Genomic DNA, 13,976 nt, shown 5'->3' with positions numbered 1-13,976 from the left:
CGGCGGCGCGCTGGTCGGGGCAGGCGGCGCGTCGATCGGGGGGGTGCGTCGGTCGGGGGGTGCGTCGGTCGGGGGGTGCGTCGGTCGGGGGGTGCGTCGGTCGGGGAGTGCGTCGGCCGGAGGCGGCCGCCGACGCGCCGTGGGTGGAGGCAAGGGTTACCTAAGTTGCCTAGGGTCGTGGGTATGGCTGACCCGGTGTTGCAGATTCCGTTCGAGGACGCGTTCCGGTTCGATCCGTCGCCGACGTTCGCCGAGCTCCGCGAGGACCGGCCGGTGGCGCGGGTCCGTACCCTGGCCGGCGCCGACGTCTGGCTGGTGACGCGCTACGAGGACGTGAAGCTCGTCCTCGCCGATCCGCGGTTCTCCCGAGCTGCCGTGGTCAAACAGGGCGCGCCCCGGGTCGCACTGGCCAAGCCGATGCCGAACAGTCTGACCACCACCGACCCGCCCGAGCACACCCGCCTCCGACGATTGGTGGTCCCAACGTTCGCGCACCGGAAGATCGAACGGACCCGGCCGTGGGTGGCCGACCTGTCCGCGCAACTCGCCGAGGACGTGGCCCGGGCGGGCGATGGCGCGGACATCCGTCAGCTGGTCGCCTTGCCGTTGCCGATCCAGGTCATCTGCCAGCTGCTCGGCGTACCGTACGCGGACCGCGCGCAGTTCCGGGAGTGGACCGAGCTCGGGTACAGCATGAAGATGGCGGAGAAGGACCTGGTCGAGGACGCGATGACCAGCCTGACCGCGTACATCGAGGACCTGGTCACAAAGAAGCTGGCGAACACCGACCAGCCGGCCGAGGATCTGCTCGACGAGCTCGTCCGCGCCCGCGAGGAGGGCGATCGGCTCAGCCAGGAGGAGCTGATCGCGTTCGGCGTGAACCTGCTGGTCGCCGGTCACGAGACCTCGGCGAACCAGATCTCCAGCTGCGTCGCGACCTTGCTGCGCTGGCCGGAGAACTGGGATCGGCTGGTCGCGGACCCGTCGCTGGTCCCGTCGGCAATCGAGGAGCTGCTGCGGTTCAACCGGTTCAGCGAAGTCGGTCAGCTGCGGGTCGCACTCGAGGACCTCGAGCTGCACGGCGTACACATCAAGGCCGGCGAAGGCGTGATGGCAGCCCTCAACTCAGCCAACCGCGACCCACGGGCGTACGAAGCGCCGGACGACCTGCGCTTGGACCGGCAGGACAACAAGCACCTGTCCTTCGGCTTCGGACCGCACTTCTGCCTCGGCGCCCAACTGGCGCGGATCGAGTTGCAGGAGTCGCTGCTCGCGCTGGTCCGGCGGTTCCCGCGGATGCGCCTCGCGAAGCCGGCCGAGGAACTCGAGTGGCGCCGCGTCCTGGTCAGCGGTCTCGCGGAACTGCCGGTGAACCTCAACCTCTGAGGTCCACCGGCAGCACGTGCTTCAATCGTGCGAGGTTCAATTCGGCGAGCTGAAGACCAGTCCGTGCTCGGCCTCGTACTGCTCGATGAACCGGCTCGCCATCGGCTCACTGCAGTTGATCGCGGTGGCCAGGTTCTTCGCCGTCCGCTCGTGTCCCTCCGGCCAGTCGGCCAGCATGTTCCACGCGCGCATCCGGCGCTTCTCCAGATCGGTCGGCTCCGGCTGCTCTTCCTCCGGCTCCGGCTCCACCTTCGCGGCGGGCGCCGGGTCCGGCAGCACCGGCTCGACCTTCGAGGCACTCAGCAGCGCCGGCGGCTGTGCATCCGCCGGCCCCGCGAACGGGGACGGCGGCTGCGGCTTCTTCACCACCGGCTCGGCCTTCGGCTGCGGGGCCAGCGGCTGAAGCTTGCCCGCGGCACCGTTCTGCGACACGCTCTCGTCCTCGACCACGACCGCCTCGGCGACATCGCTGTCGGTCCGGTCCGGTTGATCGACGATCGCCATCAGTTCGCCGGTCCAGGCGTCCTCGTCGCCGCGCAACGACACTCCGCCGTCCGCGCGCCGCGGCTGACCACCTTCGAGCACCCACACCGCGGCCGGGCGCTCTTCGGCTTCCGGCGGCGGCGAGATCGCCTTGGTCAGCTTGTTGGTGATGACCTCGTAGTTGATCCGCTCTTCGAGCATCCCGGCCAGCCGGTCCGGGTCGTACGTCGTCTCGGCGATCTTCGCCAGCCGCTCGTCCTGGTGCTCGGACCGGATGTACTCGGCCACCGTGCCGGCGATCGCCTCGCGCCGGCTCCGGTTCCGGATCTGGTGCTGCGCCGCGCGGAGGCTCTCGTACAGGCCGTAGCCGTGTTCGATCGCGAGTGAGCGGGCCAGCCAGGTGACCCGCGGTTCGCGGGCCCACTGCACCAGGCCGTACACCGGACCGGTTTCACGCATCTGCCCGGCCCGGCGCAGTGCGTCGCGGCGGCGGGCCGAGCTGTGGATCAGCCAGAGCACGTAGGCGAACGCGGACAGGCCGCCGAAGCCGAAGGCGAGGAACCGCTCCTCCGGCCGCCAGTGGCCGACCACGTTGAAGACGACCGCGACCAGCGCCGCGAAGAACGACATCGCCCGGTACGCGTAGGCCTGCTCGCCCTTGCGGCGGCGCAGGTCGGCGAGCGCGGCGGTGGCGACACCACCGAGCTCGAGCACCGCGACCGCGGGAGTGACCAGGACGATCTTGAGCAGCGTCGAGAAGCCGCTGTCCGGCCAGGGGATATGGGTCACGCCGGCCCAGACCTGGCCGACCAGAGCCGCGGCAGCCGCGGTCGCGTAGAAAGCGTAGGCGACTTTGTCCGCACCGGTGAGGGGTACGTTGACCAGTTCGCCAGTACTGGTTGTGCTGGTGTTCTCCTGCAAGACGTGCTCTCCTGACCGGTTTGGGCTCTCCGGCAGTTCGTCGGGTGGGTGGTACGGCGGCCCCCATGTAGCGCGCTGCACGAGGCTACCGGTTCCCGGCCCCGGAAGGGGAGGCGAATCCGGAAACGTCTCGAACCTCCCCATTACCTTGGCGGCTTACACCTCCGAATTTCAAACGCTTCCTTTTTGTTGATGCGGAAGCGACTTAGCCCAATGCTTTCCGCGCCTGGTCCGCCAGCGCGTTCGCGCGGTCGTCGTCGGAGAGCCCGTCGGCGACCAGGACGGCATACTTGAGGGCGAGCGTGCTGCCGGCCGGAACCGGGAGTTCTTCGGAGAACCACGGCGCCGGGCAGACCGCGGCGAAGTTCTCGGAGCGTACGAACCACTGCGGTGGATGGCGTACGTTGCCGGTGTCGTCCGCGACGATGATCGTCGACGCCGTGTCGGTCTCGTCCTGGCGTGCGGTGAAGCCCATCCACGGCGCGCGCTGACCCATCAGCTCGTCGCGCCCGCTGCCCTGCGGGGAGAGGATCGTGCCGTTCGTGAAACAACGCGGTCCGCGCCAGAACAGTCCGCCGTACCCGGCGTTCGGGCGGCCGGCGGTGGTCGGGCTGCCGATCGGTACGTCCTCGCCGGACACGTTGGTCATCGCGGTCTCGTACCGCAACACCCAGCCGTCGTCGGTCAGGCGGGTGGTGATCGTCCGCAGCTCGTCGACCACGTGCTTGCCGCCCTGGGTGTGCCAGGCCAGGTGATGCGCGAACCGGACCTCGTCGTCGGACACGTCGAGCGCCTCCACCCGGTCGTGGTCCTGCGATCCGTTGTTGTCGCGCGGCTGGTACCCGTCTTCCTTGGCGTACGTCGGCCCGCCCCAGAAATTGTCCTGCCCGAAGTGCGGCAGCGACCACGCCAGGCCCTTGTGCCACAGGTGATCCCAGGGCCGGTACACGCTGATCAGGTCGCCGGTCAGGGTGCGGATCGGGTGGAAGTACGGTCGCGGCGATTCGTACTGGGGGTCGTCGGCGTTGTAGACGTACGTGAACAGCTCACGGTCGCCGGCCGTGACCTGGATGGATCGGCCGAGCGCGTGGTTGCAGCCGAGGGTCATCGGGTCTCCCGTTTCGTTGGGGTCCAGGGCGCGCCGATCTCGCTGAAGAGGGCGAGCTCGTTCGAGGCGCGGTCGATCCAGTTCTCCACGTCGCGGACGATCGGCCGGCGCTCCAGTCCGTCACCTTCCCAGCGCACCAGCTCCGCGGGGATCTCGATCGGGTCCGGGGCAGTGCGCACCGCCTCGACCACGCGGGTGAATCCGCCGGTCGCGTGCAGCGGGCAGTAGAGCGGTACGCCGGGATCGGCGCGGTGGGCGAGCAAGTTCTCGAGCAGATCAGCGCGGCCGTACTTCGTACCGTCGATGAGGTCCGACTGGTACGTCAGTACCGCACGCCCTTCGGAGCCGTGCACGATCACGGACGCCTCCAGATGCTCGGTCGCGCACAAGGTGACCGCGATCAGGATCGGCGTACCGCGCGTGGTGGTGATGCGTACCGATGACGTGTCGTCGGACTCGATCGGATTGGCCCGGTACAGCTCGGTTTCGACGGTGCGTACGTCATCAACGCCGGTCGAACCGTCCAGCAGCAGTGCAGCCGCGGCCGCATGCGCCAGCGGGTTCGTCACCGCACCGTCGACGACATCGATTCCGTCGAGCCGCCGCCGGCCGGACCAGCGCGCCCGCTGGAAGTACTGTGCTTTTCGTACCCATTTGCCGGTCGCGCTGATGCCGCGCAACTCGCCGAGTTGCCCGGCCGCGATCATCGACGCCAGCTTGAGCGTCGCCTCCGACGCCTGCGCCTGGAAGCCGACCTGACAGGCCCGCCCGGTCTCGGCCACCACCTCGGACAGCCGCTCGAACTCGGCCAGCGTCGCGGTCGGCGGCTTCTCCAGGAGGACGTCGGCGCCCGCGCGCATCGCCAGCTCCGCGAGCGGGACGTGCGTCTGGATCGGCGTACAGATCACCACCACGTCGACCGCGGTGGCGGCGAGCAGTTCATCCAGACCGGCGAAGACCTGGACGCCGGCCGGCAGATCGTCCGCGCCTTGTGGATCGGCGACCGCGACCAGCTCGGCCTGGCCGCGGTCCGCCAGCCGGGCGACGTTCCGGACATGGGAGGCGCCGTGGCCGTGGATTCCCACCACGGCCACGCGCGAGCCCGTCATCGGCAATCAGTTGCCATCAGCAACACTATTTGAGCTCCCCGTCGACCTCGGCCAGGAACGCCTTGGCAGCCGCGTCCGGCGCCTGCCGGCCGAACAGTACCTCGGTCGTGTACCGCTGGATGATCTTCTCGACCTGTCCACCACCGACCGGCGGCGCCGGTGACGGGTCGCCCAGGTCCTTGCTGATGTCCTGGATGAACTTCGCGGTCGCGGCGTCGGCCGGCTGCAGCTTCGGCGTCACCTCAGCGCGGATCTCGGTGTTCGGCGGCACACCCCGCTCGGCCAGCAGTACGTTCCCAGCCGCAGTGCTGTTGGCCAGGTAGTTGACGAACTCGGCGGCCGCCTTCTGCTGCTTCGACCGGGACGAGATCGACCAGAACATCGAGCCCTTGTAGTACGAGCCGTTGTCGGCCGCCGTGCCGTCCTGGCTCGGGATCCGGAGCAGCTTCAACTGCTGCCCGGTCGCCTTGCTGAAGGCGACCAGCTGGTTGCTCCAGATGAAGGTCATCGCCAGCTTGCCGGTCGCGAACGCGGACTGGTCGAGTGAGGCGTTCATGTCCTGCGAGACCGCCTCGGCCGACGGGATCGCCTTCTGGTCCCGCAGCTTCAGGATGTACTTGAAGAAGTCGGTGGTCTTCTCCGGCGAGACGCCGAGCTTGCCGTCCTTGGTCCAGAGCGACTCGCCGTTCTGCCGGGCCCACAGGTTCAGGCCGGCCTCGTTGCCGCCGAGCGTGCCGGACCCGGTGATCTTGCCGCCGGTCTTGGTGGTGATCTCGGCGGCGGTCTTGGCGAAGTCGTCCCAGGTCCAGGTGGTGTCGTCCGGGATCGGTACGCCGGCGGTCTTGAAGGCGGCCGGGTTCACGACGACCGCGAAGGAGTTGATTCCGGCGTTCAGCCCGTACAGACCGCCGTCGAACTCGCCCGCGCCCAGGGTGTCCGGCTCGAACTTGCCGGTGTCCAGCCCTTGCGCCTTCTTCAGGTCGAGCAGCGCGCCCCGTTTGGCGTACTCGCGCAGGTACTTCTCGTCCATCTGGATGATGTCCGGCGCGTCGTTGGCGGCGACCGTGGTGGCGAGCTTGTCCCAGTAGCCGGACCACTCGCCGAACTCACCCTTGATGGTGACGTCCGGATGATCCTTCTGGTACGCGTCGATCACCTGCTGGGTGAGCTTGGTCCGGGTGTCCGACCCCCACCAGGTGAAGCGGAGCGTGACCTTGCCGTCCTTCGACGACGCCGCGCCGCCGGAGTCGCCACCGCAGGCGCTTGCCGCCAGCAACGTGGTGGCCAGCGCCAGGGCCGTCAGGGCCTTGGGGATGTGCCTCATGTGGTGCACCTTTCAGCGATAACTACCGCGACTGCGTGGGTACTTGGGCGTGGGTACTTGGGCGGGACTACTTGATGCCGGTGGTGGCGATGCCCTTGATCAGGAACCGCTGGCCGAGCAGGAAGGCGAGGAAGACCGGGACCAGCGAGACCACCGACATCGCGAACATCGAGCCCCAGGACGAGCTGGAGGTCGAGTCCACGAACGACCGCAGCGCGAGCGGGACGGTGTACATGTGCGGGTCGGTCAGGTAGATCAGCTGGCTGAAGAAGTCGTTCCAGGTCCAGATGAACGTGAAGATCGTCGTGGTGGCCAGCGCCGGCACCATCAGCGGCAGGATGATCCGGACGAAGATGCCGGCCTTGCCGCAGCCGTCGATCCGGGCCGCTTCGTCCAGCTCGCGCGGGATGCCGCGGATGAACTGCACCATCAGGAAGACGAAGAAGGCGTCGGTGGCGAGCAGCTTCGGCACGATCAGCGGCAGCACGGTGTTGATCCAGCCCAGGTTCGAGAACAGGATGTACTGCGGCACGATCACCACGTGGATCGGCAGCATGATGCTCAGCAGCATGATCGCGAACCAGAACTTCTTGCCGCTGAACTCCAGCCGCGCGAACGCGTACGCGGCCATCGAGCAGGACACCAGGTTGCCGAGGATCGCGCCCAGGACCACCAGGGCCGAGTTCAGCAGGTAGCGCGTGAACGGCTCAGTCAGTGCGTTCCAGCCGACCCGGTAGTTCTCGATCCGCAGGTCCTTCACCAGGATGCCGGGATCGCGGAAGATCTCGTTGCCCGGCCGCAGTGAGCTGACCACCATCCAGATCACCGGGTAGAGCATCACCAGCGCGGCGCCGGCCAGCACGACATGGATCAGGATCGGGCGGACCCGGGACCAGGTCAGGAGCGCGGTCCGGCCGGCGCCGACGGTTCGGGGCAGCGTCTCAGTCGTCATAGAACACCCAGTACTTCGAGGCGAAGAAGTTCGCGGCGGTGAAGACCCCGATGATCACGAGCAGGAACCACGCCATCGCGGACGCGTACCCCATGTCGAAATTGCCGAAGCCCCGGTCGTAGAGGTAGAGCGTGAAGAACATCGTCGAGTCCGACGGCCCGCCGCTGCCCCCGGAGACGACGAACGCCTGGGTGAACGACTGGAACGCGTGGATGATCTGCAGCACCAGGTTGAAGAACACGATCGGCGTCAGCAGCGGCAGCGTGATGCTGAAGAACCGGCGGAGTACGCCGGCTCCGTCCACGGCCGCGGCCTCGTAGTACATCGACGGGATCTGCCGGAGGCCGGCAAGGAAGATCACCATCGGCGAACCGAACGTCCACACGTTCAGGACGACCAGGGTGCCGAGTGCCGTACTCGGGTCGGAGATCCAGCCTTTGCCTTCGATGCCGACCAGGCCGAGCACCTGGTTCATCAGGCCTTCGGTGCCGAACACCTGCCGCCAGAGGATCGCGATCGCGACGCTCGAACCGAGCAGCGACGGCAGGTAGAAGATCGATCGATAAAACGCCATCCCGCGAACACCGCGGTCGAGCACCACGGCCAGCAAGAGCGCCAGCCCGAGTTGCAGCGGGACCGAGACGAACACGTACGTGAAGGTGACCTTGAGCGAGTTGTGCAGCCGCTGGTCGGACAGCATCCGGACGAAGTTGTCCAGGCCGATCCACTTCGGCGCCTGGATCAGGTTGTAGTCCGTGAAGGACAGGTACAGCGAGGCCAGCATCGGGCCGATCGTGATCAGGAACAGCCCGAGCAGCCACGGCGCCAGGAACAGGTAGCCGGCCAGGTTGTCCTTCTTCCGGCCTGATGCCTTCCTGCCCCGGAGGCTGCCCAGTTCGCTGAGCGCACTCATCGACGACTCCTCCATCCCAGGCCGGCGGGTTGCCTTGGGCAATGCTCCGGGGCCGCCTGCCCCGGAGCCGCCGGAAAGCGCTTGCTTTGGCCGGTGAAACTAGTACGAGAAACCGGTTTATGCAAGGGGTCGGCGCGGGTCGGACGGCTGGCTGCGCGCGGCTCGCGCGGTCTTGACAGGACAAAGTCGCGCAGCGACAGTTCTGGACACTTGGCAACCGCTTACCGAGGGAGATCCCCGATGCTCCGACGTACCTTTCTGACCGGTTCGCTGACCACGGTGGCGGTGGGGGCGCTGCATCCCGGGCCCGCGCATGCTGAGGTTGCTGCCGTGGACGACGACTTCCTGACCCTGCTGACCAAGGCCAACCAGACCCAGATCCCGCTGGTCCTGGCGAACTACCGGAGCACCGGCGACAGCGTCCGGACGGTGGCGCGAAAGGCGCGGCGGCTGGTGTCCGGGTACGTGTGGGGGCGGTCGTCCTATCACCACGATCCGGCGCTGCTCGAACCGCTTGGGTGGCTCGTGGATCAGCTCGTCGTACGGCAGCATGCGGACGGGCTGTACGACGTGGGCAACCTGCATTCGCCGCCGGACAGTGCGTTCGCGATCCAGGACGTGTGCATGCTGTACGCGTTGCTGGAGGACGATGGGCGGTCCGAGACTTCGGCGCTGCGGGCGCGGCTCGCGTCGGTGGTGAAGAAGGCCGGTCCGGCGCTGGCGAGTGGTGGCGTACACACGCCGAACCATCGGTGGGAGGTGTCCGCCGCGCTGGCTCGCGCGCATCACCTGTTCCCGGACCGGCGGTACGCGGCGCGGATCGACGAGTGGCTGGACGAGGGTATCGACGCGACCCCGGACGGGATCTACAGCGAACGCAGCTCCACGTACGCGGCTGAGGTGACGAACCCTTGTCTGCTGACGATCGCGTGGTTGCGGAACAAGCCGGAGTTGCTCGAGTACGTGCGGCGGAATCTTGACGTGACGTTGTATTTGCTGGAGCCGAATGGCGAGGTGGATACGACGGCTTCGCGCCGGCAGGATCAGAAGGGGATTCGGGAGGTTTGGTGGTACCTGACGCAGTTCCGTGAGCTGGCTTTGCATGCACGGGACGGGCGGTTCGCGACCGTTGCCAAGGGCATCGAAGCGCGTGGGACGGGTGAGCTTGGGGACTTCTTGGCCGAGGTGCTGGAGCGGCCTTCGCTTGCTGCATCGCTTCCTGGTTTGGTGCCGGCGCCGGTAGACTTTGTGCAGCACTATCCGTCGCAGGCGTCGGTTCGGGTGCGGCGTGGGGCGCGTACGGCGACCATCTTCGGTGGCACGGACTTCTCTGACGTGCCGGTGATTTCGTCGGGGTTGTCGACGAACCCGACGTTCTTCAAGCTGCGCAACGGTGCGGCGATCCTGGACTCGGTGCGGTTGTCACCGCAGTTCTTCAGTACCGGGCATTTTCGGAGTGATGGGCTTCGGGTGGCGGGCAAGGCGTTTCGGTTGTCGTCCGAGGTCAAGGTGCCGTACCACTTGCCGTTGCCCAAGCGGTATCGGCGTCCTGACGGGCAGTATGCGCTGACGCCGGAGGGGCGGTTCTATGCGTCGATGGATTTTGAGCATCGGCCGAAGCAGTATCGGTCGTTGCGGACGTCGGTTTCAGTTGTCGAGGTGCCAGACGGGTTTGACTTGACGTTCGATTTCGCGGGGGATGAGACGGGGTACGCGATCGAGCTGTGCTTCCGGCCCGGTGGAACGCTGGCCGGGGTTGACGCGTTGGATGCTTCGGGCAACTATCAGCTCGGGTCCGGGACCGGGAGTTACACGGTGGGGGCGGATCGGATCTCGTTCGGGCCTGGGAACGGGACGGCTCGGGTCGCGATGGATCCTGGTGAGCGGTACACGTATCTCGGTGGGAACCTGACGCCGGACGGGCTTCGGGTGTACCTGACCGGACGCACTCCCGGGCGGCAGGTACTGCAGTTCAGGATGACCTAGTAATTCGCATTACCACTGATTGATCGGCTTGACGTCCTGGTTGCGGGCGAGCTATCGTCGCACGATGCCAGACAAGGCCACCCGACTGACGCAGCGTGACATCGCGCGGCTGGCGAATGTCAGCCAGACCACCGTTTCGCTGGTGCTGAACAACCGCAGCGACGCGACCGCCCGGATCCCGGCCGAAACCCGGGACCGGGTGCTCAAGGTGATCCGCGACACCGGGTACCAGGCTGATCCGCTGGCCCGGCGGATGCTGAAACAGCGCAATCAGATCCTTGGCGTGTTCACGTACGAGTCGGTGTTTCCCAGCGCGAGTGGGGATTTCTACCATCCGTTTCTCGCCGGGATCGAGGATTGCGCCGAGCGGCTCGGGCTGGATCTGCTGCTGTTCACCAGCGCGCCGGTGAGCGATGGTCACCGGCGGATCTTCCATGAGAACAACCGGTTGCGGATCGCCGATGGCTGCCTGCTGCTGGGGCGCGACGTGCCGCGTGACGAGCTGGCTCGGTTGATCGCCGAGGACTACCCGTTCGTTTCGGTCGGCCGCCGCGACGACGCCGGCGGCCCCGTTCCGTACGTCGGCGCCGACTACACCACCGCCACCGCCACAGTCGTCCAACAAGCCCTCTCCCAAGGCCACCACCACCTCGCCTACGCCGGCCCCAGCACCCTGGCCGCCACGTCAGGCGGCGCTTCGGGCGACGCCTCGGACCGCACTTCGGGCGGTGCTCTGGGCGGCGCCTCGGGCGGTGCTTTGGGCGGTGCTTTGGGCGGTGCTTTGGGCGGTGCCGCAGGTCGCCTCGCCGAGTCGTCCGCCGACCGCCTCCGCGGCTACTACCAGGCCGCCGGCCCCCGCGCCCTCACCCTCACCACCGGTCCGCGCCCCTCCCCCTCCTCCCTTCCATCTGATCCCATCTCACCTGGAAGCACAGCGGCGGATTCAACGCCACCCGACACCTGGGCCGGCCAACTACTCGACACGCTCCTCGACCGGCACATCACCGCTGTCTTCGTCGAGGAGCGCGCGGACGCGATCGCCCTACTCGCTGCAGCATCCGCGCGGGGCATCGACGTACCAACTGAGCTTTCCGTGGTCGCCCTGGGTGACTCCACTCGTCCGGTCGCCAGCGATGTCGACTTCTCCGGCTTTCACGTTCCCCGGCGCGCGATGGGACTCCGGGCGGTCGAACTGCTCGAAGCGATCCTCAGCGGCACCGCCGGCTCGTACCAGGTGCTCCTCCCCTGCGAACTCACCACCGGCACCACCCTCACCCCGCCCAGCAAAGGTCGCTAAATGCATACAGATGTTCTCGTCGTCGGCGGCGGTCTAGGCGGTGTCGCGGCGGCGCTCGCCGCCCTGCGCGCCGGCCGTTCGGTCGTCCTCACCGAGGAGTTCGACTGGCTCGGCGGACAGCTGACCAGCCAGGCCGTACCACCGGACGAGCACTCCTGGGTCGAGCAGTTCGGCGTCACCGCCTCGTACCGCGCCCTCCGAGACGGCATCCGCGACTACTACCGCCGCCACTACCCGCTCACCGCCGCCGCCCGCGACACCGCACAGCTCAACCCAGGCGCCGGCTACGTCTCCAAACTCTGCCACGAACCACGTGTCGCGCTCGCCGTCCTGGAGAGCATGCTCGCCCCGTACCGCGCCAGCCGTCGCCTGCAGATCCTCCAGCCGTACCGTCCGATCGCCGCCGACACCGACGGCGACCGCGTCACCGCCGTGACCGTTCAGCACCGTGAGTCCGACGAGCGCATTGCCATCACAGCGCCGTACGTACTCGACGCAACCGAGACCGGCGAGCTGCTCCCGCTGACCGGCACCGAGTACGTCACCGGCTTCGAATCCCAGTCCACCACCGGCGAACCGAGCGCCCCCGCCGAGGCGCAACCGCTGAACATGCAAGCCGTCTCGTACTGTTTCGCGATCGATCACGCCGACGGCGATCACGTCGGCGACAAACCGGCCAACTATGCGTACTGGCGGAACTACCAGCCCGAGTTCTGGGGCGATCGGCTGCTGTCCTGGACCGCGCCGAACCCGCGCACCCTGCAAACCTCGACGCGTTCCTTCACCCCGAACCCCGACGACGATCCGCTGGCCGTGATCGCCGACCAGCGCCGTACCGGTGGTGACACCAACCTTTGGACCTTCCGCCGGATCGCCGCCCGCCGGCAGTTCGTCCCCGGTGCGTACGAGAGCGACATCTGCCTGGTCAACTGGCCGATGATCGACTACTTCGACGGCCCGGTGATCGACGTACCGGACGCCGCGAAACATCTCGCCGCGGCGCGAGAGCTGTCGCAGGCGGTCTTCTACTGGCTGCAGACCGAAGCACCCCGGCCCGACGGGGGCGCGGGATTCCCCGGTTTGCGGTTGCGGGGCGATCTGCTCGGCTCCACGGATGGTCTGGCCCAGGCGCCGTACATCCGGGAATCGCGGCGGATCAAGGCCGAGTACACGATTGTGGAGCAGGATCTGTCCGTTGCGGTGCGGGGGTCGCGCGGCGCGGTCGAGTACGCGGACTCGGTCGGCGTGGGGATGTACCGCATCGACCTGCATCCGTCGACGGGTGGGGACAATTACATCGATGTGGCGAGCAGCCCGTTCCGCATCCCGCTCGGGGCGCTGATCCCCGAACGCGTCGACAACCTCCTGCCTGCCAACAAGAACCTCGGCACGACACACATCACCAACGGGTGTTACCGCCTGCATCCGGTCGAGTGGAACATCGGCGAATCCGCGGGCGCCCTTGCCGCGTACTGCCTGAACCACAAGACCACGCCGCGCGCCGTCCGTGGTAATCCCGCACAGCTCACGGCCTTCCAATCAAGCCTAGTTGCCCAAGGCATCGAACTGAGCTGGCCGGACGTCACTGGGTACTGAGCTCGCTTCGGGGTTTACACACGCGGATTACTCGATCCAGCGCTGAATTTCCTCTTAAATAAAAGGCCTTCCGGGCAAAAACTGTCGGTGGGTGTGTCTAGGCTTGTCTGCATGGAGGTACTCGGCGAACGCCCCGTGTGGACGATGAGCGACAGCGAACAACTGTCCGCTCTGGACGAAGTCGGAGGCCAAGCGGTCTTAGGAAGACAACTCACAAGACCAACTCCTTGGCTCACAGAACGACATGGCTACGATCCGACTTCCAAGGACCTGGGCGCCGGCGACACCGCCCGCCTCCTCACCACCCGGTACCACCTGGACCCGACCGAGTCCCGCCGCACCGTACGCACCGCCACCCAGCTCCCCAAGTACCCCCAAACCACCGCCGCCCTCCCCGACCCAAGCACTCCCTTCCCCAACCCCCTAACCACAACGACGCCCGCCCCCGACACCACACCTGATCCAGCCGCGACGCCTCAGGCCGGCTGGCGAGTCACCCCTGCCCAAGCAGCCGCCATCATGTCCGTCCTCGATCAGGTCCCGCCCTCGGTCTCCACCGAAAACCTGAACTTCGCCGAACAACAACTGATCACCCTCGCCGCCACCCACACCCCCGCCGACCTCCGCCGCTCCGGCCGCAAGATCCGCGACCTCCTGGACCCAGACGGCCCAGAACCCAAGGAAAAACAGGCCTACACCCAAGAGTCCCTGACCCTCAGCCCAGCAGACCGAGGCATCACCTTCCGCGGCTACCTGGCCAACGAAAACGCCGAACTCTTCCGCACCCTCATCCACGCCCACGCCCGCCCCCACAAATCCCCCGACGGCACCCCCGACCCCCGCCCCTGGGGCTGCCCCGTTTTGACGGACATCCGAGATCAGGAGCTTGTGCTCCGGAAGG

10 protein-coding genes are annotated in these 13,976 nt (G+C 67.3%); 4 read left to right on the top strand and 6 right to left on the bottom strand.

Annotated elements, in window-relative coordinates; translation table 11 throughout:
* Positions 1 to 183 precede the first annotated feature (183 nt).
* Positions 184 to 1,386, top strand: a complete 1,203-nt coding sequence (locus tag ABD260_RS29505; RefSeq protein WP_344238700.1) for a cytochrome P450 — start codon at positions 184 to 186, stop codon at positions 1,384 to 1,386.
* 36 nt (positions 1,387 to 1,422) lie between these two features.
* Here the strand turns inward: ABD260_RS29505 and ABD260_RS29500 are convergent, their stop codons facing one another.
* The 6 genes from ABD260_RS29500 to ABD260_RS29475 all read right to left on the bottom strand — a co-directional run bounded on the left by ABD260_RS29500 (position 1,423) and on the right by ABD260_RS29475 (position 8,196).
* A complete protein-coding gene (locus tag ABD260_RS29500) occupies positions 1,423 to 2,790 on the bottom strand; it encodes a hypothetical protein (RefSeq protein ID WP_344238698.1) in 1,368 nt (455 codons plus the stop codon).
* 205 nt (positions 2,791 to 2,995) lie between these two features.
* Entirely contained in the window at positions 2,996 to 3,898 is a 903-nt protein-coding gene (locus ABD260_RS29495; protein ID WP_344238696.1) for a DUF6807 domain-containing protein, read from the bottom strand.
* Positions 3,895 to 5,007: a Gfo/Idh/MocA family protein gene (locus tag ABD260_RS29490; protein ID WP_344238694.1), complete on the bottom strand. Its 1,113-nt coding sequence runs from the start codon at positions 5,005 to 5,007 to the stop codon at positions 3,895 to 3,897. Before ABD260_RS29490 ends, ABD260_RS29495 begins: the two co-directional genes overlap by 4 nt.
* Before the next feature lie 25 nt (positions 5,008 to 5,032).
* The gene (locus ABD260_RS29485) at positions 5,033 to 6,331 is read right to left on the bottom strand and encodes an ABC transporter substrate-binding protein (RefSeq protein WP_344238692.1); all 1,299 of its coding nucleotides are present in this window, start codon (positions 6,329 to 6,331) and stop codon (positions 5,033 to 5,035) included.
* A gap of 67 nt (positions 6,332 to 6,398) precedes the next feature.
* On the bottom strand, positions 6,399 to 7,283 hold the full coding sequence (locus ABD260_RS29480; RefSeq protein ID WP_344238690.1) for a carbohydrate ABC transporter permease: 885 nt from the start codon (positions 7,281 to 7,283) through the stop codon (positions 6,399 to 6,401).
* Complete coding sequence (locus ABD260_RS29475) at positions 7,273 to 8,196, bottom strand: carbohydrate ABC transporter permease (protein WP_344238688.1); 924 nt, start codon at positions 8,194 to 8,196, stop codon at positions 7,273 to 7,275. Before ABD260_RS29475 ends, ABD260_RS29480 begins: the two co-directional genes overlap by 11 nt.
* Positions 8,197 to 8,436: 240 nt before the next feature.
* Here ABD260_RS29475 and ABD260_RS29470 point away from each other — a divergent pair, with 240 nt between their 5' ends.
* From ABD260_RS29470 to ABD260_RS29460, 3 genes are all read left to right on the top strand, one after another.
* Positions 8,437 to 10,182, top strand: a complete 1,746-nt coding sequence (locus tag ABD260_RS29470) for a hypothetical protein (RefSeq protein WP_344238686.1) — start codon at positions 8,437 to 8,439, stop codon at positions 10,180 to 10,182.
* Between the two features lie 64 nt (positions 10,183 to 10,246).
* Positions 10,247 to 11,479, top strand: a complete 1,233-nt coding sequence (locus tag ABD260_RS29465) for a LacI family DNA-binding transcriptional regulator (RefSeq protein WP_344238684.1) — start codon at positions 10,247 to 10,249, stop codon at positions 11,477 to 11,479.
* Positions 11,480 to 13,075, top strand: coding sequence for an FAD-dependent oxidoreductase (locus ABD260_RS29460; protein ID WP_344238682.1), 1,596 nt, complete (start codon positions 11,480 to 11,482; stop codon positions 13,073 to 13,075).
* Positions 13,076 to 13,976 lie beyond the last annotated feature (901 nt).

Source organism: Kribbella hippodromi (genome assembly GCF_039531045.1).
GTDB lineage: Bacteria > Actinomycetota > Actinomycetes > Propionibacteriales > Kribbellaceae > Kribbella > Kribbella hippodromi.
The sequence above is the reverse complement of the archived record's forward strand: the minus strand, read 5'-3'. Positions and strand labels throughout refer to the sequence as shown.

Coding starts and splice junctions, on each gene's coding strand:
- ABD260_RS29505 (WP_344238700.1), top strand. CDS start 184: ATGGCTGACCCGGTGTTGCAGATTCCGTTCGAGGACGCGTTCCGGTTC.
- ABD260_RS29495 (WP_344238696.1), bottom strand. CDS start 3,898: ATGACCCTCGGCTGCAACCACGCGCTCGGCCGATCCATCCAGGTCACG.
- ABD260_RS29490 (WP_344238694.1), bottom strand. CDS start 5,007: ATGACGGGCTCGCGCGTGGCCGTGGTGGGAATCCACGGCCACGGCGCC.
- ABD260_RS29485 (WP_344238692.1), bottom strand. CDS start 6,331: ATGAGGCACATCCCCAAGGCCCTGACGGCCCTGGCGCTGGCCACCACG.
- ABD260_RS29480 (WP_344238690.1), bottom strand. CDS start 7,283: ATGACGACTGAGACGCTGCCCCGAACCGTCGGCGCCGGCCGGACCGCG.
- ABD260_RS29475 (WP_344238688.1), bottom strand. CDS start 8,196: ATGAGTGCGCTCAGCGAACTGGGCAGCCTCCGGGGCAGGAAGGCATCA.
- ABD260_RS29470 (WP_344238686.1), top strand. CDS start 8,437: ATGCTCCGACGTACCTTTCTGACCGGTTCGCTGACCACGGTGGCGGTG.
- ABD260_RS29465 (WP_344238684.1), top strand. CDS start 10,247: ATGCCAGACAAGGCCACCCGACTGACGCAGCGTGACATCGCGCGGCTG.
- ABD260_RS29460 (WP_344238682.1), top strand. CDS start 11,480: ATGCATACAGATGTTCTCGTCGTCGGCGGCGGTCTAGGCGGTGTCGCG.